Source organism: Rhodanobacter glycinis (assembly GCF_006438785.1).
Classification (GTDB): domain Bacteria; phylum Pseudomonadota; class Gammaproteobacteria; order Xanthomonadales; family Rhodanobacteraceae; genus Rhodanobacter; species Rhodanobacter glycinis_A.
Genome location: NZ_RCZB01000005.1, coordinates 71,823 through 91,942 on the forward strand (window position 1 = coordinate 71,823; position 20,120 = coordinate 91,942).

At 65.8% G+C, this 20,120-nt stretch carries 24 protein-coding genes; 7 read left to right on the forward strand and 17 right to left on the reverse strand.

Going from position 1 to position 20,120, the window contains the following annotated elements; translation table 11 throughout:
• Positions 1–83 precede the first annotated feature (83 nt).
• The gene (locus EAH75_RS16015) at positions 84–995 is read left to right on the forward strand and encodes a LysR substrate-binding domain-containing protein (protein ID WP_140806206.1); all 912 of its coding nucleotides are present in this window, start codon (positions 84–86) and stop codon (positions 993–995) included.
• A 48-nt stretch (positions 996–1,043) separates the two neighbouring features.
• Here the strand turns inward: EAH75_RS16015 and EAH75_RS16020 are convergent, their stop codons facing one another.
• The 14 genes from EAH75_RS16020 to EAH75_RS16080 all read right to left on the reverse strand — a co-directional run bounded on the left by EAH75_RS16020 (position 1,044) and on the right by EAH75_RS16080 (position 12,135).
• On the reverse strand, positions 1,044–1,847 hold the full coding sequence (locus EAH75_RS16020) for a hypothetical protein (RefSeq protein ID WP_240046276.1): 804 nt from the start codon (positions 1,845–1,847) through the stop codon (positions 1,044–1,046).
• A 192-nt stretch (positions 1,848–2,039) separates the two neighbouring features.
• Positions 2,040–3,782, reverse strand: coding sequence for a phosphoenolpyruvate--protein phosphotransferase (ptsP, locus tag EAH75_RS16025; protein WP_140806208.1), 1,743 nt, complete (start codon positions 3,780–3,782; stop codon positions 2,040–2,042).
• Positions 3,779–3,901 carry a hypothetical protein gene (locus tag EAH75_RS20065; RefSeq protein ID WP_275669872.1) on the reverse strand — a complete coding sequence of 41 codons (123 nt, stop codon included), beginning with the start codon at positions 3,899–3,901 and terminating at the stop codon, positions 3,779–3,781. Before EAH75_RS20065 ends, ptsP begins: the two co-directional genes overlap by 4 nt.
• Before the next feature lie 5 nt (positions 3,902–3,906).
• Positions 3,907–4,176 carry an HPr family phosphocarrier protein gene (locus EAH75_RS16030; RefSeq protein ID WP_140653230.1) on the reverse strand — a complete coding sequence of 90 codons (270 nt, stop codon included), beginning with the start codon at positions 4,174–4,176 and terminating at the stop codon, positions 3,907–3,909.
• On the reverse strand, positions 4,169–4,561 hold the full coding sequence (locus EAH75_RS16035; protein WP_140806209.1) for a PTS sugar transporter subunit IIA: 393 nt from the start codon (positions 4,559–4,561) through the stop codon (positions 4,169–4,171). Before EAH75_RS16035 ends, EAH75_RS16030 begins: the two co-directional genes overlap by 8 nt.
• A 40-nt stretch (positions 4,562–4,601) precedes the next feature.
• Positions 4,602–5,510, reverse strand: coding sequence for an RNase adapter RapZ (rapZ, locus tag EAH75_RS16040; protein WP_140806210.1), 909 nt, complete (start codon positions 5,508–5,510; stop codon positions 4,602–4,604).
• A 4-nt stretch (positions 5,511–5,514) separates the two neighbouring features.
• Positions 5,515–6,480: an HPr(Ser) kinase/phosphatase gene (gene hprK, locus EAH75_RS16045; RefSeq protein ID WP_140653237.1), complete on the reverse strand. Its 966-nt coding sequence runs from the start codon at positions 6,478–6,480 to the stop codon at positions 5,515–5,517.
• Positions 6,481–6,638: 158 nt separating this feature from the next.
• Positions 6,639–6,962 (reverse strand): ribosome hibernation-promoting factor, HPF/YfiA family, encoded by a 324-nt coding sequence (gene hpf, locus EAH75_RS16050; protein ID WP_140653240.1) that lies wholly within the window; start codon positions 6,960–6,962, stop codon positions 6,639–6,641.
• A 147-nt stretch (positions 6,963–7,109) separates the two neighbouring features.
• Positions 7,110–8,576, reverse strand: coding sequence for an RNA polymerase factor sigma-54 (locus tag EAH75_RS16055; RefSeq protein ID WP_140653579.1), 1,467 nt, complete (start codon positions 8,574–8,576; stop codon positions 7,110–7,112).
• 97 nt (positions 8,577–8,673) lie between these two features.
• Positions 8,674–9,393, reverse strand: coding sequence for an LPS export ABC transporter ATP-binding protein (gene lptB / locus EAH75_RS16060; RefSeq protein ID WP_140653243.1), 720 nt, complete (start codon positions 9,391–9,393; stop codon positions 8,674–8,676).
• A gap of 3 nt (positions 9,394–9,396) precedes the next feature.
• On the reverse strand, positions 9,397–9,993 hold the full coding sequence (gene lptA / locus EAH75_RS16065; protein WP_140806211.1) for a lipopolysaccharide transport periplasmic protein LptA: 597 nt from the start codon (positions 9,991–9,993) through the stop codon (positions 9,397–9,399).
• A complete protein-coding gene (gene lptC / locus EAH75_RS16070) occupies positions 9,950–10,552 on the reverse strand; it encodes an LPS export ABC transporter periplasmic protein LptC (protein ID WP_140806213.1) in 603 nt (200 codons plus the stop codon). Before lptC ends, lptA begins: the two co-directional genes overlap by 44 nt.
• Entirely contained in the window at positions 10,549–11,088 is a 540-nt protein-coding gene (locus EAH75_RS16075; protein WP_140806214.1) for a KdsC family phosphatase, read from the reverse strand. Before EAH75_RS16075 ends, lptC begins: the two co-directional genes overlap by 4 nt.
• Before the next feature lie 36 nt (positions 11,089–11,124).
• The gene (locus tag EAH75_RS16080) at positions 11,125–12,135 is read right to left on the reverse strand and encodes a KpsF/GutQ family sugar-phosphate isomerase (protein ID WP_140653253.1); all 1,011 of its coding nucleotides are present in this window, start codon (positions 12,133–12,135) and stop codon (positions 11,125–11,127) included.
• Positions 12,136–12,360: 225 nt separating this feature from the next.
• Here EAH75_RS16080 and EAH75_RS16085 point away from each other — a divergent pair, with 225 nt between their 5' ends.
• Complete coding sequence (locus EAH75_RS16085; protein ID WP_140653255.1) at positions 12,361–12,600, forward strand: BolA family protein; 240 nt, start codon at positions 12,361–12,363, stop codon at positions 12,598–12,600.
• 47 nt (positions 12,601–12,647) lie between these two features.
• On the forward strand, positions 12,648–13,907 hold the full coding sequence (gene murA / locus EAH75_RS16090) for a UDP-N-acetylglucosamine 1-carboxyvinyltransferase (protein ID WP_140653257.1): 1,260 nt from the start codon (positions 12,648–12,650) through the stop codon (positions 13,905–13,907).
• A gap of 75 nt (positions 13,908–13,982) precedes the next feature.
• Here murA and EAH75_RS16095 read toward each other — a convergent pair whose 3' ends face one another.
• Genes EAH75_RS16095 through purM form a run of 3 tightly spaced genes read right to left on the reverse strand, consistent with a single transcriptional unit; the run spans position 13,983 to position 16,446 of the window.
• A complete protein-coding gene (locus EAH75_RS16095) occupies positions 13,983–14,690 on the reverse strand; it encodes a DUF3108 domain-containing protein (protein ID WP_140653259.1) in 708 nt (235 codons plus the stop codon).
• A 35-nt stretch (positions 14,691–14,725) separates the two neighbouring features.
• On the reverse strand, positions 14,726–15,397 hold the full coding sequence (gene purN / locus EAH75_RS16100) for a phosphoribosylglycinamide formyltransferase (RefSeq protein ID WP_140653261.1): 672 nt from the start codon (positions 15,395–15,397) through the stop codon (positions 14,726–14,728).
• Between the two features lie 20 nt (positions 15,398–15,417).
• A complete protein-coding gene (purM, locus tag EAH75_RS16105) occupies positions 15,418–16,446 on the reverse strand; it encodes a phosphoribosylformylglycinamidine cyclo-ligase (RefSeq protein ID WP_140653263.1) in 1,029 nt (342 codons plus the stop codon).
• A gap of 151 nt (positions 16,447–16,597) precedes the next feature.
• On the opposite strand from purM, the gene EAH75_RS16110 reads away from it, so the two are divergent.
• From EAH75_RS16110 to EAH75_RS16125, 4 genes are all read left to right on the forward strand, one after another.
• Positions 16,598–17,581: a DUF2066 domain-containing protein gene (locus EAH75_RS16110; protein ID WP_140653265.1), complete on the forward strand. Its 984-nt coding sequence runs from the start codon at positions 16,598–16,600 to the stop codon at positions 17,579–17,581.
• A gap of 109 nt (positions 17,582–17,690) precedes the next feature.
• A complete protein-coding gene (locus EAH75_RS16115) occupies positions 17,691–18,863 on the forward strand; it encodes an AI-2E family transporter (protein ID WP_140653267.1) in 1,173 nt (390 codons plus the stop codon).
• The gene (gene hda / locus EAH75_RS16120; RefSeq protein WP_140653269.1) at positions 18,860–19,567 is read left to right on the forward strand and encodes a DnaA regulatory inactivator Hda; all 708 of its coding nucleotides are present in this window, start codon (positions 18,860–18,862) and stop codon (positions 19,565–19,567) included. The genes EAH75_RS16115 and hda overlap by 4 nt, the downstream gene beginning before the upstream one ends.
• Positions 19,568–19,610: 43 nt before the next feature.
• Positions 19,611–20,099: a hypothetical protein gene (locus EAH75_RS16125; RefSeq protein WP_140653271.1), complete on the forward strand. Its 489-nt coding sequence runs from the start codon at positions 19,611–19,613 to the stop codon at positions 20,097–20,099.
• Positions 20,100–20,120: the final 21 nt, after the last annotated feature.

The following is a 20,120-nucleotide window of genomic DNA, read 5'->3' on the forward strand; positions in this document are numbered from 1 at the left end:
GCCGCCATTGTCCGCTCGCGCATCAATCAGTATAACTTGGAATATATGATTGGATGTATAAGTCATGCTGATAAGATCGGCTGATGATCAATATCAGTCCGCGCCAGCTCGAAGTGTTCGTAGAGATTGCGCTGCACGGCAGCGTGCGTGCTGCCGCCGAGCGCCTGCACCTGACCCAGCCCGCGGCCAGCATGGCGCTGGCGGAGATGGAGCGGCAGCTCGACGCACCGGTGTTCGCGCGCGAACGTGGCCGCCTGCGACTGAACGCGCGCGGCCGCGAGCTGCTGCCGCTGGCGCAGGAGTTGTTGGAGCGGCACGCTGAATTCGGCCGCCGCGGCCGCGAAGACGGTGCGGCGTTGAGCGGAGAGTTGCGCATCGGCGCCAGCAATACGGTGGGCAATTACCGCGTTGGTGAATTGCTGGGAACGTTCGTGCGCGCGCATCCGCAGGTGGCGATCCGTCTGCGCGTGGCGAATACCGAAACGATCACCGCGGGCATGCTCGATCACAGCCTCGACATCGGCTGCGTCGAAGGCCCGGTGGCGCATCCGTTGCTGGAAGTGCGGCCGTGGCGCGATGACCTGCTGGTGGTGTGCGCGCCGCCGGAGCATCCGTTGGCGCGCAAGCGCGGCCTGAAGCCGGCCGATTTCGCTGGCGCGCGCTGGGTACTGCGCGAACCCGGCTCGGCCACGCGCGCCACCAGCGAGCGCGTGCTGGCGCAGCTTCCACCCGGCGAAACCGTGCTGGAACTCGACCAGATCGAGGCCATCAAGCAGGCCGTGGTGGCCGGGCTGGGCATCGCCTGCCTGCCTGTGGTGGCGGTCACCGACGCACTGGCGACGGGGCGGCTGAAGGCGCTGAAGACGCCGTTCCTCGACCTGCAGCGCAAGCTTTCGCTGCTGCTGCATCGGCAGAAGTATCGCGGCGCATTGCTGGATGCGTTTCTGGATGGCACCGATCTCGACGGCACCGCGCCGCGCGGCCGTCGTCGTTGAGCCGGCCTCACCATGCAGCAGGTCAATCCACGACCTGCCGCGATGCAGCTATTGTTTCATCGCCACGAACGACATGGTGGTGCCGTGCAGCTTGTCGTCGATCGTGATGGTCATGCTCTGGCCATCCGGCGCGACGGTCATCTTGGCGACGCTGATTACCTTGCCGTCGCGCTTGTCGGTTTCCTGGATGGCGTGGGTGCCGAGTTTTTTCAGCGAAACGCTGGTGGTGCCGGGATCGCCGCTATAGACCGATTCGCTGCCATCCATCCGGGCCGTAAACGATTCGCCGGTGAGCGCGCTCATGTTCAAGCTGTCGCCTTCGACCTTGTAGGTGCGCGTCAGGGCATTGTCCGAGACGTTGCCGTAACCCGATGTGCGCCAGGAGCCGGATATCGCGTGTGAGCCAGCAGGTCCCTTGGCCACGCGCGTCATGGTTCCTTTTCCGGTGACCGGCTCGGGGTTGTTGGTGTTGCTGTCGGTGAACTCGAACGCGGCGGTCTTGCCATCGTCGGCCACCGTGGTGGTCGAGTCGGAGACGACCTTGCCGGCCTTCTTTTCAGTTTCCTGGATCGTGTGATCGTTGACGACCTTCACCGCCATCATGTCGAAATACGGGTTGCCGCTGACTGGCTGGTCGGTGCCGTCGGCCTTGACGTTGATCGCCGGAACGCAGGTCGTGCACTGGAACATGCCGTTGTGCAGCAGCAGGACCGTGGGTTTGTCCGGCATCTTCAGCTTGTTCAGGTCGATCTTCCAGGTACCGTCGAAGGCACTCTGGGCCATGGCGAGCGTGGGTATCAGGCATACCCCCAGCAAGCCCGTCAGCAGTCCGGCAAAAAGTGATTTTTTCATGGTGACACTCCCCATAGTTCGATGAGATATACGGAGTTGTCGTGCTGAAGTTCCGGGCGGCTGAAGAACGCGCACGCGTTTGTTGTCCCCTGGCCGGCGACTGTGCACCGGCCGATGTAAAGCACGCCGAAACAATTTGTGACGAATCGCGGATGACCGGGACACGACCGGCCATGGGGGCAGGCGAAAGCCTCAGTGCGGCGGCGCGCCCACGATTTCGTTCAATAGCGCTTCGGCCTGTTCACGCGTATGTGCGCGCAGCAACTGTGCGGCGTGACGGCGCAGATGGGCGTAATCCAGGGCGGCGAGCCGGTCGCGAACCTGCAGGATCTGGGCGGGATGCATGCTGAATTCGTTGAGGCCAAGCACCAGCAGCAGTGCGGTGAAGTTAACGTCGCCGGCGATCTCGCCGCACAGGCTCACCGGCTTCTTCGCACGACGGCCGGCGCTGATCACGTGCGACAGCAGACGCAGCAGCGCCGGTTGCAGCGGGTTGTAGATGTTTTCCAGCGCGTCGTTGCCGCGGTCGGCCGCGAGTACGTACTGCGCCAGGTCGTTGGTGCCGATCGCCAGGAAGTCGGCGTGTTCGAGCAGTGCGCGCACGTTGATCGCCGCGGCGGGTACTTCGATCATCGCGCCCAAGGGCAGCTTTTCGGGCAGGTCGATGTTCTCGCGCTTCAGATCCTGCCGCGCCAGCTTGAACAGCGTGCGCACCGCGATCAGTTCGTCCGGCTGCGTCACCATCGGCACCAGCACGCGCATCGGGCCGTAGCAGGCGGCACGCAGGATCGCGCGGATCTGGGTGGTGAACACTGCCGGGTAGCGCAGCGACAGGCGCACGCCGCGCACGCCGAGCGCGGGGTTGTCCTCGCCGCGCACCACCAGGCCGGCGGCGTCGGCCTTGTCCGCACCCAGGTCCAGTGTGCGGATGGTCACCGGCAGGCCGCCCATGCCCATCACCAGGTCGCGGTAGGCGATGAACTGCTCGTCTTCGGACGGCAGCCCCTTGTGCTTGAGGAACAGGAACTCGGTGCGATAAAGGCCCACGCCATCGGCGCCGCGTGCGCGTGCCATCGCCACGTCGGCCGGCGTCTCTGCATTGGCAAGCAGGCCGATGTCGACGCCATCGCGGGTGCGCGTGGGTGCATTGGCCAGCTTGGCCAGACGGCGGCCTTCGATCACCGCCTCGCGTTGCCAGGCGCGGTAGCGCGAGAGGTCCTGCGCGGTGGGGTGCACCACCGCTTCGCCGCGCTCGGCGTCGAGCAGGATCAGGTCGTCGTCGTGGATGTTCGATAGCGCGTCGCGGGTGCCGACCAGCATCGGCAGGCCGAGGCTGCGCGCAAGGATCGCACTGTGCGAATACGCGCTGCCGGAACTGGCGACCACGCCGAGCAGGCCGTTGCCGGCCAACTGCGCCATGTCGGCCGGCGCGATGGTGTCGGCGATCAGGATCTCGCCCACGCGCGCGGCCAGCTTGCGTTCTTCCGGGCTGGTCTGCCGCTGCAGCGCGGAGATCACCCGGTTGATCACCTGCTCGACGTCTTCCTTGCGGCTGCGCAGATAGGGATCGTCCATCGCCTCGAACACGGCCGAGAGCCGATCGCGCTGTTTCTTCAGTGCCGCGCCGGGACGGTAGTGGCCGATCCGCACCAGATCGTCGAGGCCACGCAGCAGCTCGGCGTCATCCAGCAGCAGGCTGTGCGCGTCGATGAACTCGTTGACCTCGCGTGCCAGCGCCCCATGCAGCTTGCCGCGCAGCTCGCGCAGTTCCTGCCGTGCCGTGTCCAGCGCGCGGTGCAGCAGTTCGAGCTGCTCCTCGATCTCGTTCTCGGCCAGCGGCCGGGTATCGACGCTGTAACGGCTCGGCTGCACCAGCCGGGCGCGACCGAGCGCCATGCCGTGGGCCGCGATGGTGCCGTTGAGCAGGTGCCTCATGCATGGCTCCCTGCGGAATCGGGAATGGGTGAAAGCAGGGCGCGTACGGACGGGTAATTCACCGTCGGCTTAATGCTGCCGGCTTTGTCGATTGCCGACTCCCGATTTTCGATTTCCATGAAAATCATGCTCCCTCGTCGAATTTTCGCTCGAACAGTGCGGCCACTGCGGTCAGCGCGGCTTGCTCGTCCGGACCCTCGGCGCGGATGGTCAGCGTGCTGCCGAGGCCGGCGGCCAGCATCATCACGCCCATGATGCTTTGCGCGTTGATCTCGCGGCCCTTGCTGATCAACCACACGGTGGCTTTGAAACCCTGCACCAGTTGCACCAGTTTGGCCGAGGCGCGGGCGTGCAGGCCGAGCCGGTTGGTGATGACGATGTCTTGCTCAAGCATGGTCGATGAAGATTCCCCCGCGGCCACCGCTGGCTGCTATCTGGGCCAGTTCATCCAGTGGTTTTTCCGCATAGTTGAGTACGCGCAGCAGCATCGGCAGGTTGAGACCGGAGACGCAGCGAAGATGGATGCCCAGCGCGCTGAGTGACAGCCCGATGTTGCACGGCGTGGCGCCGTAAAGATCGGCCAGTATCAGCACGCCGTCGCCTTGGTCGAGTTCGCGCGCGTGATGCGCGGTGAGCGTGCGCATCACGTCCGGGTCAGCTTCGGGTGGCACTTCGACCGCCGCCACCCGCAACGGCAATTTCGGCATCACGTGATGCGCGGCGGAGATCAGCGCCTTGCCGACCGCCTCGTGGGTCATCAGCAGCACACCGACGCTCATGTGCGGCGGCCTGTGGTGAAGCTATGCATCGGCATGCTCATCATTCGAGCTCGCGGTGGAAGGTGAGTACGCCTTCGCGACGATCGCGATAGTACGCGGCGAGCTTCTCGACCAGGTAGACCGAACGATGCCGCCCGCCGGTGCAGCCGACCGAGATCGTCACGTAGCTGCGATCGTCCTGTTCGAAACGCGGCAGCCAGGCATCCAGCCAGCGCACGGTGTCGGTGAAGTATTCGCCGACCAGCGGCTCGGCGTCGAGGAACTCGCGCACCGCGGTGTCCTTGCCCGACAGCGGCCGCAGATGCGCCTGCCAGTGTGGATTGGGCAGGCAGCGCGCGTCGAACACGAAGTCCGCATCCAGCGGCAGCCCGCGGCGGAACGCAAACGACTGGAACATCAGGGTAAGCCCTTCGGTGGCCTGCGCGTAACCGGTGGCGACCAGGCGTCGAAGCTGGTGCACGTTGAGCTCGCTGGAGTCGATCACCTTCTCGGCGATCGCCATCAGCGGACGCAGCAACCGGCGCTCCTCGACGATCGCGTCGGCCAGCGACACGCCACGGATGGCCAGCGGGTGACGGCGGCGCGTTTCCGAATAGCGCTTGATCAGCACTTCGTCGCGGCAATCCAGAAAAATCAGATGCACCTGCACACCGGCCGCGGCCAGCTCCGACAGCACGGTCGGCATGTGCGTGAAATCGGCACCGCGGTTGCGCACGTCCACCCCAACCGCGATGCGTCGTGGCCGGCCGCGGCGGTCGCCGCTGGTGGCCGCATCGACCAGTTGCGGCAGCAACGCGGAGGGCAGGTTGTCGACGCAGTAGAACTCCAGGTCTTCCAGCGCACGCAGCGCCACCGTCTTGCCGCCGCCGGACATGCCGGTGAGCACGATCAGGTGGATCTCGTGCGGATCGACCAGCGAATTGATCTGGGAGTTGCTGTTGTCGCTCATGCATTCACCATGGAGGCAGCCGGCGCAACTGGTGCGCCTGGCGATCTATGAAAGTCTGCGCCGGATCGATGCCCTTGCTCTTGAGTGCATGACTGCGCACCGCCGCCTCGACCAGCACCGACAGGTTGCGCCCCGAAGCCACCGGAATGGTGATCATCGGCACCTGCACGTCGAAGATCTCGCGATGGCCGATGTCGCCGGTGAGGCGGGTCAATGCGTCGCTGCTGTTCTCAGGAAAGCCGTCGCCGTCGCGCATCGGTTTGAGGTGGATCACCAGGCGCAGGTATTTGGATGTCTTGACCGACATGTGGCCAAACATCTCGCGCACGTTGAGCACGCCCAGTCCGCGCACTTCGAGCAGGTCCTGCAGCAGCTCGGGACAGCTGCCGTCGATCACGTCCGGGGCGATCAGGGTGAACTCGGTGGCGTCGTCGGCGACCAGTCGGTGGCCGCGGCTGATCAGTTCCAGCGCCAGTTCGCTCTTGCCGGAACCGGCCTCGCCGGTGATCAGCACGCCGATCGAGAACACTTCCAGAAACACGCCATGCAGGGTGGTCTTGGCCGCCAGCGTGCGCGCCAGATGGTATTGCAGGTAGGTCAGCAGCTCGTGGCCGCGCTTGGGGCTGGTCCACAGCGGTGTGTTGGTTTCCTCGGCGACCTCGCGCAGGTCGGCAGGCACTGCCTGATCCTTGGTCACGATCAGCGCTACCGGCTGATAGGCGGCGACCTTGTGCATCACCTCCCAGCGCTGGCGCGAGTCCAGTCCGTCGAGGAAATTCAGCTCTTCCGAACCGATGATCTGGATCTTGTTCGGGTAGATGACGTTGAGGTAGCCAATCAGCGATGGCCGGCGCGCCTGCGCCGCGCCCGGTTCGAGCACGCGCGATTCGCCGCGCATGCCGGATACCCAGCGCAAGGCCATGCGTTCGTGGACGCCATCGTAGAGTTGTCGTGCGCTGATCCGGTCCAAGCGAAGATCCTTTGCGCCGCATGGGGAGCCCGGTGGGCAGCTGCGGCGGCACGACCATTGTGCCAGCTTGGGGAACTACGCGTTCTTGCAACGGAAGCGGGTCGCCCAGGGCGGCCCTGGCAACGGAAGCGGCCCGCCAAGGGCGGGCCGCAGGAGGATCAGCCGTACTGGCGCGCTTCGCGCGCCTCCTGTTGATGCTTGTCGCTGACTTTTTCGCGATGCTTGCGCAACTGGTTGACCAGCTTGTCGAACAGCACATCGATCGAGGCATACATGTCGGCCTCGGTGGCCTCGGCATGCAGGGTGGCGCCGATCACGCCCAACGTGCCTTCGGCGCGTTGCCGGAGCTTGTCGACCGACAGCACGATCGCAAGGCTGATCAGTTTTTCGTCGAGGCGGGTGAGGCGGTCGAGCTTGGCGGTGGCGTGGTCGCGCAGGGCCGGGGTGACTTCAATCTGCTGGCCGCTGAGTTGGAATTGCATAGGGCGCCTCCTCTGGTGGTGCAGTGCCGCTTTTCGCGGCGGGTGGACGTGCCGTGGCCGGAGCGGCGGCACATCGTCAATCAGTCTGCTACAGGTATGGGAACACTTTTGCGAGAACCAAGTTCCCGTGTCCGTTTCCGTGATCGCTCAGCTGGCGCGCTGGCGTTCGCTGGATGTGGGAATGCGCAGTCCCTCCCGGTATTTGGCGACGGTGCGGCGGGCCACCTGGATACCCTTACGTTGCAGTTCCTCGGCGATCGCCAGATCGGACAGCGGCTTGCGCACATCCTCGGCGTCGATCAACTTGCGCAACATGGCCTGGATCGCGGTGGCCGAGGCGCTGCCGCCGTCCTCGGTGGATACGCCGCTGGAAAAGAAATATTTCAATTCGAACGTGCCGCGCGGGGTATGCAGATACTTGCGGGTGGTGACGCGCGAGATGGTGGATTCGTGCATGCCCACTTCCTCGGCCACCTCGCGTAACACCAGCGGATGCATCGCTTCAGGGCCGTAGTCCAGGAAAGCACTTTGCCGCCGCACGATCGCGTCGGCGACCTTGAGCAGGGTCTCGGCGCGCGATTCCAGGCTCTTGATCAGCCAGCGCGCCTCCTGCAGCTGCCCGCGCATCCAGCTGGCATCTTCACCGCGTGCTTTGGCGATCAGGCCGCAATAGTGCTGGTTGAGGCCCAGTCGCGGCTGGGCATCGGGATTCAGGCTGACCCGCCAGCGGCCGCCGTCGCGCAGTGCGTAGACATCCGGCGCGACGTATTCCACCGGGGTGGCGTCGAGTGCCGCGCCCGGGCGCGGATCGAGGCTGCGGATCAGCACGGCGGCCGCAGCCACATCGTCTTCGCTGGCGCGCAGGCGGCGCGCCAGTCGGGCAATGTCATTGCGCGCGAGCAGCTCCAGTTCGGTGTCGACCATGCGCAGCGCCAACTCGCGTTGCGGCGTGTCCGGGTCGAACTGCTCCAGCTGCACGCGCAGGCAGTCGCGCAGGTCCAGGCTGCCCACGCCGGCGGGGTCGAAGCCCTGCAACTGGCGGCGCACGGCATCGATTTCCTCGATGGTGGCGTTGAGGTCGGCGGGCAGCGCGGCGAGTACTGCTTCCATGCCTTCAGCCAGATAGCCGGCGGTGTTCAGCGCGTCGATCAGCACCGTGGCGATCAGGTGCTGGCGCGGATTGAACGAGGCGAGGTTGAGTTGCCACAGCAGGTGCTGCTGCAGGGTTTCCGGTGCAGCGTTCTGCGGCTCGAAATCCTCGTCATTGCGCGAACTGGCGCCGCTGCTGGCACTGCTACTACTGGAAAAGTCGATCGGCGATTCGGCGACACCGCCGCCGTCGGCCCAGTCACCGGCATCGTCGCCGTCATGCTCGCTGCTGCTGGTGGCGGCAACGCTCTCGGCGCTGGGGTATTCGCTTTCGGTCTGGGCCGCGTCGATGGCCTCTTCGTCCTCGACTTCTTCGGCGAACTCCAGCAGCGGGTTGCTTTCGGCGATCTGCCGCAGCTCGGCTTCCAGCTCCAGCTGCGACAGCTGCAACAGGCGGATCGCCTGCTGCAATTGCGGCGTCAGGGTCAACTGCTGGTGGAGGCGAAACTGCAGTGCGGGTTTCATGCCAGCCATGTCGAAGGAAATCGCGGCCATCGTAGCGCGTGCCCGGAGGCGCAGCCAGAGCCACGCGACATGCCTGATGGAAACCGAGGCAAGTACTTCAGAGGCGGAACTCGCGTCCGAGGTAGACCTCGCGCACTCTTTCATCGGCAAGGATGTGCGCCGGAGTGCCGCGCGAGAGCACCTCGCCCTCGTTCAGGATGTAGGCGCGATCGCAGATGCCCAGCGTCTCGCGGACGTTGTGATCGGTGATCAGCACGCCGATGCCACGCTCCTTCAGGTGGCGCACGATGCGCTGGATTTCGCCGACCGAGATCGGGTCCACTCCGGCGAATGGCTCATCCAGCAGCATGTACCGCGGTTTCGCCGCCAGCGCGCGAGCGATCTCCACCCGGCGCCGTTCGCCGCCGGACAGGCTGATGCCTTTCTGCCCGGCGATGTGGGCGATCTTCAATTCGTCCAGCAGGCTTTCCAGCTCGGTGTTGCGCTGCTGCGATGTGAGGCCATCGCGCAATTCCAGCACCGCCATGATGTTGTCCGCCACGCTGAGCCGACGGAACACCGAAGCCTCCTGCGGCAGGTAGCCGATGCCCAGCTTGGCGCGCGAATGCATCGGCAGACCGGTGATGTCCTGCTTGTCCAGCTTGATGATGCCGGCATCGGCGTCGATCAGGCCCACCACCATGTAGAAACAGGTGGTCTTGCCGGCGCCGTTGGGGCCGAGCAGACCAACCACCTCGCCCTGGCGGATCGAGAAGCCGAAATCACGGACGACCTGACGTGCCTTGAAGCTTTTTTGCAGACCTTCGGCGGAAAGCATCTTTTAGTGTTGTTCCTGCGCGGGGGCCAAATTGCTCGGTGCCGGGGTCGCTGGCGTAGCCGCTTCGGCGGGTTTGGGCTTGGGCTTGAAGGTCATGTGCACCATGCCGTCACCGCCGCTTTCGCCGGTCATTTCGCTGGTCTCGGTGTTATAGGTGAGCTTGTCGCCATGTGCTTCGCCGCGACCCTTCTGCGTGATCGAGGCGTTGCCATGCAGCACGGCGATGCCCTTGAGGTTGTCGTAGTCCAGCGTAGCGGCGTCGCCGAGCACCAGGTTGTTGTTCTCGTCCAGTTGTTCGAGATGGGCCGGGCTGCCGGTGATGACGACCCGGCTGATCTGGCTTTCGGCGTCGAAATACACCTTGGCCTGGGCACCGGTGGCTTTCAGCGTGCCCTGGGTGATCACCACGTTGCCGGTCAGGGTGCTGATGCTGTTGGGCTTCTGGAAGCCATCGAAATTTTTCGCGGCGACGTGCATTTCCTGCTGGCGATCGCTTTTCCGCGCCAGCGCGGGCTGGGCTGCAAGCAGGCCCAGCACCGCGGCGGCAAGCGCAAACCTAGCGCTTGCGCTGGTGCGGCGGGAAAGTGGCATGGACATCATCGAGCAGCTCCAGGTGTTTGTCGTTGAGGTTGGCACGCATGCCGACACCGCTGATTCTAGTGCCGCCTTGCACCATCTGCGCCGGTGCGGCGGTTTCCAGGCGGTTTTCCTTCGGCCACGCGCTGACGTCGGCGGTATGGATCTGGGCATCCGGCGTCTCGCCGAACGCCGGTCGATGCATGTTGACCGGGCCCTGTAGCTTGAGCTGGGTGCCGCTTTTGTTGACCCAGCCGTAGAGCGCCTCACCCTGCCAGTCCGGCACGCCTGCTTGCTTGGCCGGCAACTGGAAGGTCGGCGAATTGAGGTAGAGCGAGTCGTCGCCCTCGCGACGCTCCAGGTGCGGCGTCTGCAGGTGGAAGCTGGGCAGTCCTTCGGCGTTGTATTCGGTCACCCGGGCGTTGGTCAGCGTGTAACCCGAGCGCGGCGGGCCGACGAAGTCATGGGTTCGCGGTGCCGGCCCGAACCACCACAGCAGCAACTGGGCCATGCCCGCAGCGAGCGCGATGGCGAGCGTCGCGGCCGGCAGGCGACGGTCGCGCAGGTAGGTGCGCACATTCACTGCCAGCGCTCCCGCTCGGCGTCGCTTTTTCCCTGCGCGTGCAGGATCAGGTCGCACACCTCGCGTGCGGCGCCCATGCCGCCACTTTTGCTGGTCTGCCAGTGCGCCTGCCCGGCCACCCACGGATGCGCGTTGGCCACCGCCACGGCCAGCCCGGCGATGCGCATGGGCGGCAGGTCGGGCAGGTCGTCGCCGACGAAGGCAACCTGCTCGGGCGTGAGATGCAACGCATCGATCAGCTCCAGCAGGCAGCCACGTTTGTCACCCTGACCCTGATAGACGTGGGCGATGTCCAGTTCCTCGGCACGCAGGGCGACCGGATGGCTGATTCGCGCGGTGATCAGCGCCACCTGCACACCGTTGGCCTGCAGCCGCTTCAGGCCGAGTCCGTCGTGCACGTGGAACACCTTGGTCTCGTGGCCGTCCTCGCCGTACCACAGGCGACCGTCGGTCAGGGTGCCGTCCACGTCGAACGCCGCCAGCCGGATCTTGGCGGCGCGGGCGAGGATGTCGGCGGGTAGGTCGACCAGGTACATGGAGTGGGCTCGTGCCGGAGGGGAGGGAACGGGCGATCAGACCACGCGGGCGCGGAGCAGATCATGAATGTTCAACGCACCGACCACGCGCTGTTCATCATCGACCACCAGCAACGCATGGATCTGATACTTCTCCATCAGCTGGGCCGCCTCGGCCGCCAGCTTGTCGGCGGCGATCGTCTTCGGGCCGCGGGTCATCAGCTCGGCCACGGTGGCGCCGCGCAGGTCGACGCCATCGTCGTCCAGCGCGCGGCGCAGGTCGCCATCGGTGAATACGCCGAGCAGGCGTTGGTCGGCGTCGACCACGGCGGTCATGCCCAGATGCTTGCGGGTCATCTCGACCAGGGCAGCGGTAAGGCTGGCGTCCGGTGCCACCCGTGGCACGTCCTCGCCCTTGTGCATCACGTCGCCGATATGCAGCAGCAGCCGGCGGCCCAGGCTGCCGGCGGGATGGGAGCGCGCGAAATCGTCCGAGGTGAAGCCGCGGGCTTCCAGCAGTGCGATCGCGAGCGCATCGCCAAGCACCAGCGCGACGGTGGTGCTGGTGGTGGGCGCCAGGCCCAGCGGGCAGGCTTCGCTGGAGATGCTGCCGTCCAGATGCACGTCCGCCTCGGTGGCCAGCGAGGAATCCGGCTTGCCGGTGATCGCGATCAACGGAATGCCCTGGCGCTTGATCACCGGCAGGATCAGCAACAGCTCGTCGGTCTCGCCGGAATAGGACAGCGCCAGTACCACATCCTGCGGCGTGATCATGCCGAGGTCGCCATGGCTGGCCTCGCCCGGATGCACGAAGAACGCCGGCGTGCCGGTCGAGGCCAGGGTGGCGGCGATCTTGCGCCCGATGTGGCCGGACTTGCCCATGCCGCTGACCACCACGCGGCCCTTGCAGGCCAGGATCAGCCGGCAGGCTTCGACAAACTCCGGCCCGATCCGCGACTCCAGCGCATGCACGGCAGCAGCTTCGGTGGCGATCACGGTACGCGCGCTGCGCGTGATGGCCGCCGGGTTCAGGTCGATCGGGGTGGGCGGAGCGATGCGTGCGTTCATGGAGACTCGGAAAAGGGAGAATCGGATGCCGCTGACGCCATGGCGGCGAGGCACCGGTCGTGCCGATCAAATGATGCTGATCGGAAGCAGCTGTCGTTTCTGCGCCAGCGAATTTCCATTACCATGGCACATTCGTATTTTAACGTCATAAGTCAGTGCAATGGATTCCGGCGACAATGGAATCCACCTTCTTGCCGACTTAAGCTCCTGCATGGAACACCCCCGATGGACTCAGCCAGCATCCAGGCAATGATCGAAAATGGCCTGCCCGGTGCGCAGGTGGAGGTCAGTGGTGCCGATGGCGTGCATTTCGAGGCCACCGTAGTGGCCAGCCAGTTCGCCGGCAAGTTGCCGCTGGCGCGGCATCGGCTGGTGTATGCCACGCTCGGTGATCTGATGGGCGGCGCGATTCATGCGCTGGCGCTGAAAACCCTGACACCCGAGGAGGTTGTGGCGCGCCCTTGATGGCCGCAGCCGCACTCCCGTTCACCGTTTCATTTTGAAGGACAACGATGGCCAAGATCCTGATCAGTGGCGGCACGCCACTCCATGGCGAGGTCGGCATTTCCGGCGCCAAGAATGCCGTGCTGCCGATTCTCGCCGCCTGCCTGCTGGCCGATGAGCCGGTCAGCATCGGCAACGTGCCGCACCTGCATGACGTCACCACCTTCATCGAACTGCTCGGCCAGATGGGCGTGCAGCTGGTGCTGGACGACCGCATGAAGATGCACGTCGACCCGCGCACCACCAGTACCTGCGTGGCGCCGTACGACCTGGTGCGCACGATGCGCGCCTCGATCCTGGTGCTTGGCCCGCTGGTCGCGCGCTTCGGCCAGGCCGAGGTGTCGCTGCCGGGTGGCTGCGCGATCGGTTCGCGTCCGGTCGACCAGCATATCCGTGGCCTGCAGGCGCTGGGCGCCGACATCACGGTCGAAAACGGTTACATCAAGGCAAAAGCGAGCCGGCTCAAGGGCGCGCGCATCCTGATGGACATGGTCACCGTCACCGGCACCGAGAACATCATGATGGCGGCGACCCTGGCGCAGGGCACCACGGTGATCGAGAACGCCGCGCAGGAGCCCGAGGTGGTCGACCTGGCCCACTGCCTGATCGCGATGGGTGCACAGATCGAAGGCGCCGGCACTTCGACCATGGTGATCCATGGCGTCGAGCGCCTGCACGGTGCCGAGTACGAAGTGCTGCCCGATCGCATCGAGACGGGCACCTTCCTGGTCGGCGCCGCCATGACCGGCGGCAAGGTGCGCACTCGGCATGCGCGCGCCAACACGCTCGATGCGGTGCTGGCCAAGCTGGAAGAAGCTGGCGCGCACATCTCCACCGGTGACGACTGGATCGAGCTGGACATGGGTGGGCGCCGCCCGAAGGCGGTCAACATCAGCACGGCGCCGTATCCGGCGTTCCCGACCGACATGCAGGCGCAGTTCACCGCGCTCAATTGCGTGGCCGAAGGCACCGGCGTGGTCACCGAGACGGTGTTCGAAAACCGCTTCATGCACGCGCATGAACTGCAGCGGCTCGGCGCGGACATTCGCCTCGAAGGCAATACCGCGATCGTGCAGGGCGTGCCCCAGATGAGCGGCGCACCGATCATGGCTACCGACCTGCGCGCCTCGGCTTGCCTGGTGCTGGCCGGTCTGGTGGCCAAGGGCGACACCGTCGTCGACCGCGTGTACCACATCGACCGCGGTTACGAGAATATCGAGGAGAAACTCGGCGTGCTTGGTGCGAAGATCCGCCGTTTGCCGAACTGAGCGGATCTGCATCAAAAGAAAAGCCCGGCGATGCCGGGCTTTTCTTTTGATGGACGGGCGAACCCGACGCCATCCTCAGTTGGCCTTATAGCTCACCAGTTCCATCGTCAGGTCGCCACCATCGTGCTGCGACAGCTTCACCGGCAGCAAGTAGCGGGCTGGCACATACCATGCGCTGAAACCGCGCTCGGCATCGGTGCGGTCGACCCGCTCGGCGTTGAAGTTGCCGGCGGGAACCTTGATGGCTTCCTTGCCCGTCACCTTGAAGCTCTGCGTCTGCACCTGCTGGCGCACGGCGACCGGCAGCGCGATCTGCTGCTTGCCGTCGCGCAACGCCAGGCCAAGTGCCAGTGACGTGGTATTGCGCTCGACCATGCCGGGGCTGGCCGGGTAGGTTTTCGCCCCCTTGCCCTCGTCGACGGTCACCTGATTTTTGACCCAGTCGACGGTCATGTTCCGCTGTTTGTTCTTGATGCCCGTCTGCAGCTGGTAGTCGTAGCTGATCGCCTCGGGTACATCGCCTTTCCAACGGAAGCGCGATGCCTCGGTGAGGCTGGCGCCGAGCATCGCAGCCAGTCCGCCGGTGCTCTTGACGTCCTTGCTGTATATCCACTCGCCATTGCCGGCATTGCGCAAGGTGACGGTGGCAACGCCCATGGGCTCGCCGCCTTGCGACACGTTATAGGTGGCGATGAAGGCGCCGGGCGTGGCGGCGAGGACGGCCGATGTGCCAAGCAGCAGGCCGAGGCCGAAAAGGGGAGCAAGCAGGGTTCGGATAGTCATGCACCGAGTCTGCCGGCGCCGGGCTGAACCGGGGATCACTCTGCCAGCCGCAGGCCTTCATCGCCGAGCGCCAGCGGCTTCTGCAAAAGCTGTCCGTCGAATCGCGCCGCGTGACCATCCCACTGCAGGCGCTGACTGGCCAGCAATCCCAGTACCGCGGGCAGCAGTCGGTGTTCCAGCGGCAACAGCCGTTGCGCGAGTTGGTGTTCGTCGTCACCGGCGGCGATCGCGAGGCGCGCCTGTGCGATCACCGGGCCGCCGTCCAGTTCGGCGGTAACGAAGTGCACGCTGGCACCGTGCTCATGGTCGCCGGCTTCCAGTGCGCGGCGATGGGTATGCAGGCCGCGGTATTTCGGCAGCAACGAGGGGTGGATATTGATCATGCGGCCGACCCACGGCGTCAGCGCCTCGCCATCGAGGATGCGCATGAAGCCGGCCAGCACCAGCCACTCGGCACCACTGGCGCTGATGCGGGCGAACAGGTCCAGATCGAATGCGCGCCGATCCGGATAGCTGCGCGGATCGAGTGCCAGCGTGGGGATATTGGCCGCTTCGGCCAGTCGCAGTGCGCCGGCACTGGCCTTGTCGCTGCCGACCAACACGAACTCGACCGGCAGTTCACCGCGCTCACGCGCGTCGAGCAGTGCAGCGAGATTGCTGCCGCGCCCGGAGGCGAGCACGGCGACACGTGGCAGTGGCATGGTCATCGACGGCGTTGCGGAAGTGGTCAGCCGATCCGCACGCGCTCGTCGCCCTGCGCAGGCACGATCCCGCCGATCACCGAACTGGCCAGGCCATGTCTGGCCAGCAGAGCCGAGGCAGCACTGAGGGCGTCGCGCGGCAGGATCACGGTGAAGCCGACGCCGCAGTTGAACGTGCGCCACATTTCCTCGCGCGCCACGTTGCCTTCGCGCATCAGCCAGTCGAACACCGGCGGCAGCACGATGGCCGACGCTTCCAGTGCGATGCCGAGGCCGTCGGGTACCACGCGGATGATGTTTTCCTTCAAGCCGCCGCCGGTGATGTGGGCCATGCCGTGCACCGGGGCCGACTTCAGGAGTTCAAGCATCGACTTCACGTAGATCGTGGTCGGCGCCATCAGTGCGTCGGCCAGCTTGACGCCACCGAGATCGAGATCCAATGGGTTGCCGGCGCGTTCGAGAATCTTGCGGACCAGCGAGTAACCGTTCGAGTGCGGGCCGGACGAGGCCACGCCGAGGATCACGTCGCCGGCAACGATCGCGTCGCCGCTGAGCATCTGTGACTTCTCCACCGCGCCGACGGTGAATCCGGCCAGGTCGTATTCGCCCGGCGGATACATGTCCGGCATCTCGGCGGTCTCGCCGCCGATCAGCGCGCAACCGGCCAGCTCGCAGCCTTTCGCGATGCCGCCGACCACGGCGACCGCGGTGTCCACATCCAGCTTGCCGGTGGCGAAGTAGTCGAGGAAGAACAGCGGTTCGGCGCCCTGCACCAGCACGTCGTTGACGCACATGCCGACCAGGTCGATACCGATGGTGTCGTGCCGGTTCAGCACCTGCGCCAGCTTCAGCTTGGTGCCGACGCCATCGGTACCGGACACCAGCACCGGTTCCTTGTAGCGGCCGGACAGATCGAACAGGCCGCCGAAGCCGCCCAGCCCGCCCATCACTTCCGGGCGGAAGGTGCGCTTGACCAGCGGCTTGATGCGTTCGACGAGCGCATTGCCCGCGTCGATGTCGACGCCGGCGGCGCGGTAGGTGAGGGCGTCAGACATGGCGAAAACCGGCGTGGGTGAAACGCGTAAGTTTAACAGCTTGTGGCGCCGTTGCCGGGCGCTGGAGGCCGGTTTGGTGACGGCTCCGATGGACGCTGGGGGCGCGATTGGGCAGACTTCCGGGAGCTTTCCTCCGAAGATGCCCACATCCATGCGCCTGTCCCGCCTGTTGATCGTCACCTTGCTGCTGGGTTTTGCCGCACTGCCGTCGTTGCAGGCGCAGAGCTCGGGCTCGCCGTACTCGGTCGTCGTGCCGGTCGCCGATACCAGTGACGCGCAACGCGATCAGGCGTTTGCCACCGCGCTCGGGCAGGTGCTGACGCGGGTTGCCGGCGGCCAGGATCTGCGCAGCAACCCCGGCTACGGTGATGCGCTGGGCAAGGCCGGCTCGATCGTGCAGAAATTCCAGTACCAGCGTGCCGCGACCGGACTGATCCTGGATGTGGAGTTCGAGCCCGGGTCGGTGCGCCGGCTGGTGTCGAAGCTGGGCGTGGTCAGCGCGGGCATCAAGCCGCCGGTATTGCTGCTGGTGCAGGGCCGCGACGGTAACCTGTTCGAGCAGGCGGCGCTGGCGAATCTTGCATCGGCTGCCGCCGCGCGCGGAACCAACGTGGTCTATCCCGATGCCACCAATCCGCCGGATCCGGCAAAAGTCGCCGCCGCTGATCCTGCCGCGCTGGCGACCATCAACCAGCATTACCACACCGGCCTGGTGCTGCTCGGCAAGCTGCACGACGGCAGCGCCGACTGGACGCTGATTTCCGGCGGCCAGCCGCAGCGCTGGAGCAGTCACGGCGCGACCGAGGATGCGCTGCTGGGTGATGCGGGCAACGGCATGGTCGATCGCATAGGCAAGCAGCTCAACATGATTGGCGCGGGCCCCAGCGAAGGCAAGCTGTGGATCAGCGGGCTGGGCTCGGCGGCAGATTACGCGAACCTGCTGGCCGCGTTGCAGGCCGATCCCTCGGTCAAGCAGGTGACGACCCTGGGCGCAGAGAACGACGCCGTGCTGCTGTACGTCAAGGCATCGGTACCGATGAGTGGGCTGGCGGCAAATCTTGCTGCCGGCGGTCACCTGTTGCTGCAGGGCGAGCCACACCCGGGCGCCGATGCCAACCTGCGCTGGCTGCATTGAATCGGCCTGCCCGCGATGGTGACAGCGATGCGCTGCGACAAGTCACGCGCCACCGACGCCACCGTTCGATCCCGGCCGAGCTGGCCCACTCCACCCGATGAACGCGCCCATGACGTCTGACAGTTCGCGCCGCTGGCAATTGTTCGCCATTGCGGCGGCCATCGTTTACCTGGTCTGGTTGCTGGCGCCGGTGCTGATGCCGTTCGCGGTAGCCGCCATGCTGGCCTACCTGGGCGACCCGCTGGCTGACCGGCTGGAGCGGTTCGGGTTGAACCGGATGTGGGCGGCCACGATCGTCTTCGTGGTTTTGTTGGTGGTCGTGTGCGGCGTGCTGTTGTTGCTGATCCCGTTGATTGCGCGTCAGGTCGAGAACCTCATCGAGAACCTGCCACGCTACGGCGAATGGGCGCAGAACGTGGCGTGGCCGTGGCTGCAGGCACGCCTGCACCTGGATCCGCATACGTTCGACAGCGACCGTCTGCTTGCCGCGATCAAGGCGCACATCGGTTCGATCGGTGGCGTCGCCACCGTGGTGTTGGGCAAGGTATCGCGCTCGGGCCTGGGCATCGCGATGTGGCTGACCAACCTGGTGCTGATCCCGGTGGTGGCGTTCTACCTGCTGCGTGACTGGGACCGGCTGGTGGCCAAGATCGACAGCATGTTGCCGCGCTCGATCCAGCCGACCATCGCGCATCTGGCGCACGAGTCGGACAAGATCCTCGGTGCGTTCGTGCGCGGCCAGCTGCTGGTGATGCTGGCGCTGGGCGTGTTCTACGGCGCCGGCCTGGGGCTGGTCGGCCTGTCGGTCGGGTTGCTGATCGGCCTGGTTGCCGGCCTGCTCAGCTTCGTGCCGTACCTGGGCTTCATCATCGGTTTCGTCGCCGCGATCATCGCCGCGCTGGTGCAGTACGGCGACTGGACTCACGTGCTGCTGGTCTGCGGCGTGTTCGTGATCGGCCAGTTGCTGGAAGGCTATGTGCTGGTGCCCAAGCTGGTCGGCGACAAGATCGGCCTGCATCCGGTGGCGGTGATTTTCGCGGTGCTGGCCGGCGGCTACCTGTTCGGTTTTCTCGGCGTGCTGCTGGCCCTGCCGGCCGCGTCGGTGATCATGGTGCTGCTGCGTTACCTGCTCGAACGCTACCGGTTGAGCGAGCTGTACAACGAGCAGGGGCCGGACGATCCGGTGATCGCGGAAGTGGATGTCACCGTGCATCGCGATGGTGAGGTCGACACCACGACCACGGTGGCACCAGGTCCGCAGGGCGACCGGGCCGAACCATGATCCCGCAGCTGCCGCTGGCGCTGCGCTGGCCACGTCGCCAGCGCTTCGAACATTTCCATGCTGGCGCTAATGCGGCAGCACTGGCCGCGGTGCAGGTGCTGGCGCTCGAACCCGCTGCACCTTGGGTCTATCTGCATGGCGCGAATGGCAGTGGCCGCAGTCATTTGCTGATGGCTGCATGTCAGGCAGCCAGTTCGGCGGGGCGACGTGTGCAATACCTGCCGTTGGCGGCGTTGTCCGATCATGTGTCGGCCCTGCGCGGCGTGGCCGGCAGCGACCTGCTGGCGCTGGACGATCTCGGCGCCATCGCCGGCAACCGCGAAGCGGAACATGCGCTGTTCGACCTCTACAACCGCGCCCGCGCCGAAGGCAGCGCGCTGCTGTTCGCCGCCGATGCCACCCCGACCCAGCTCGGCCTCGAACTGCCCGACCTGCGCTCGCGCCTCGGCGCCTGCACCCAGTTCGCACTCAAGCCGCTGGACGATGACGAACGCCGCGCCGTGCTGAAGGCGCAGGCTGCCGCGCGCGGCATCGAACTGGACGACAGCGTGCTCGACTGGCTGTTCGCCCGCTACGCGCGCGACCTCGGCGCGTTGCTGGATCTGCTCGACAAGCTGGATGCGGCGTCGCTGGCAGCGCAGCGTCGGATCACCATTCCGTTCCTGCGAGGGTTCCTGCTGGAGACGGGATCATCCGCGCCATGAGCCGCTCCGTCGCCACCCCCCGTTGTCGACGCCTTGCCCGACGATGAACGGCAGCACGCCAAAATACGCGCACGCCGAGATCGAACGACGCTGGTTGGTCGATCTGCCTGCTGCGGGTTCGCTCGACGGGCTGCCGTGCTGTGTGATCGACGACCTCTACGTCGCCGACACGCGTTTGCGCCTGCGCCGGATGGAAGACGCCGCGAGCACAGTCGTCTTCAAGTTCTGCAAGAAGTATGGCGGCGAGGACATTTCGGAGGCGATCGCCAACCTGTACCTGACCGAGGCGCAATATCGGACGCTTTCCGGGCTGCCGGGGCAGCGCGTGCGCAAGCGCCGATATGCCATTGCAGGAGGTGCCCTGGATATCTATGGCGGAGTGTCGTCGCTGGCGATCTTCGAGATCGAGTTCGCAACGGTTGCCGAGGCGGTCAGCTATCGGCCGCCGGCTTTTGCGCGCGTCGAAGTCACGCGCGATCCTGCGTACTCGGGCGCCGCACTCGCGGTGTCGCGTGGCGTGCCGGCGCGCTAGGGTAGCCCAGCGTGGCACCGA

Coding starts and splice junctions, on each gene's coding strand:
- murA (WP_140653257.1), top strand. CDS start 12,648: ATGGCCAAGATCCTGATCAGTGGCGGCACGCCACTCCATGGCGAGGTC.
- EAH75_RS16110 (WP_140653265.1), top strand. CDS start 16,598: ATGCGCCTGTCCCGCCTGTTGATCGTCACCTTGCTGCTGGGTTTTGCC.
- EAH75_RS16115 (WP_140653267.1), top strand. CDS start 17,691: ATGACGTCTGACAGTTCGCGCCGCTGGCAATTGTTCGCCATTGCGGCG.
- EAH75_RS16020 (WP_240046276.1), bottom strand. CDS start 1,847: ATGAAAAAATCACTTTTTGCCGGACTGCTGACGGGCTTGCTGGGGGTA.
- ptsP (WP_140806208.1), bottom strand. CDS start 3,782: ATGAGGCACCTGCTCAACGGCACCATCGCGGCCCACGGCATGGCGCTC.
- EAH75_RS16085 (WP_140653255.1), top strand. CDS start 12,361: ATGGACTCAGCCAGCATCCAGGCAATGATCGAAAATGGCCTGCCCGGT.
- EAH75_RS16075 (WP_140806214.1), bottom strand. CDS start 11,088: ATGTACCTGGTCGACCTACCCGCCGACATCCTCGCCCGCGCCGCCAAG.
- purM (WP_140653263.1), bottom strand. CDS start 16,446: ATGTCTGACGCCCTCACCTACCGCGCCGCCGGCGTCGACATCGACGCG.
- EAH75_RS16055 (WP_140653579.1), bottom strand. CDS start 8,576: ATGAAACCCGCACTGCAGTTTCGCCTCCACCAGCAGTTGACCCTGACG.
- rapZ (WP_140806210.1), bottom strand. CDS start 5,510: ATGAGCGACAACAGCAACTCCCAGATCAATTCGCTGGTCGATCCGCAC.
- hpf (WP_140653240.1), bottom strand. CDS start 6,962: ATGCAATTCCAACTCAGCGGCCAGCAGATTGAAGTCACCCCGGCCCTG.
- hda (WP_140653269.1), top strand. CDS start 18,860: ATGATCCCGCAGCTGCCGCTGGCGCTGCGCTGGCCACGTCGCCAGCGC.
- EAH75_RS20065 (WP_275669872.1), bottom strand. CDS start 3,901: ATGGAAATCGAAAATCGGGAGTCGGCAATCGACAAAGCCGGCAGCATT.
- EAH75_RS16125 (WP_140653271.1), top strand. CDS start 19,611: ATGAACGGCAGCACGCCAAAATACGCGCACGCCGAGATCGAACGACGC.
- EAH75_RS16030 (WP_140653230.1), bottom strand. CDS start 4,176: ATGCTTGAGCAAGACATCGTCATCACCAACCGGCTCGGCCTGCACGCC.
- EAH75_RS16035 (WP_140806209.1), bottom strand. CDS start 4,561: ATGAGCGTCGGTGTGCTGCTGATGACCCACGAGGCGGTCGGCAAGGCG.
- EAH75_RS16080 (WP_140653253.1), bottom strand. CDS start 12,135: ATGAACGCACGCATCGCTCCGCCCACCCCGATCGACCTGAACCCGGCG.
- EAH75_RS16015 (WP_140806206.1), top strand. CDS start 84: ATGATCAATATCAGTCCGCGCCAGCTCGAAGTGTTCGTAGAGATTGCG.
- EAH75_RS16095 (WP_140653259.1), bottom strand. CDS start 14,690: ATGACTATCCGAACCCTGCTTGCTCCCCTTTTCGGCCTCGGCCTGCTG.
- purN (WP_140653261.1), bottom strand. CDS start 15,397: ATGACCATGCCACTGCCACGTGTCGCCGTGCTCGCCTCCGGGCGCGGC.
- lptB (WP_140653243.1), bottom strand. CDS start 9,393: ATGCTTTCCGCCGAAGGTCTGCAAAAAAGCTTCAAGGCACGTCAGGTC.
- lptA (WP_140806211.1), bottom strand. CDS start 9,993: ATGATGTCCATGCCACTTTCCCGCCGCACCAGCGCAAGCGCTAGGTTT.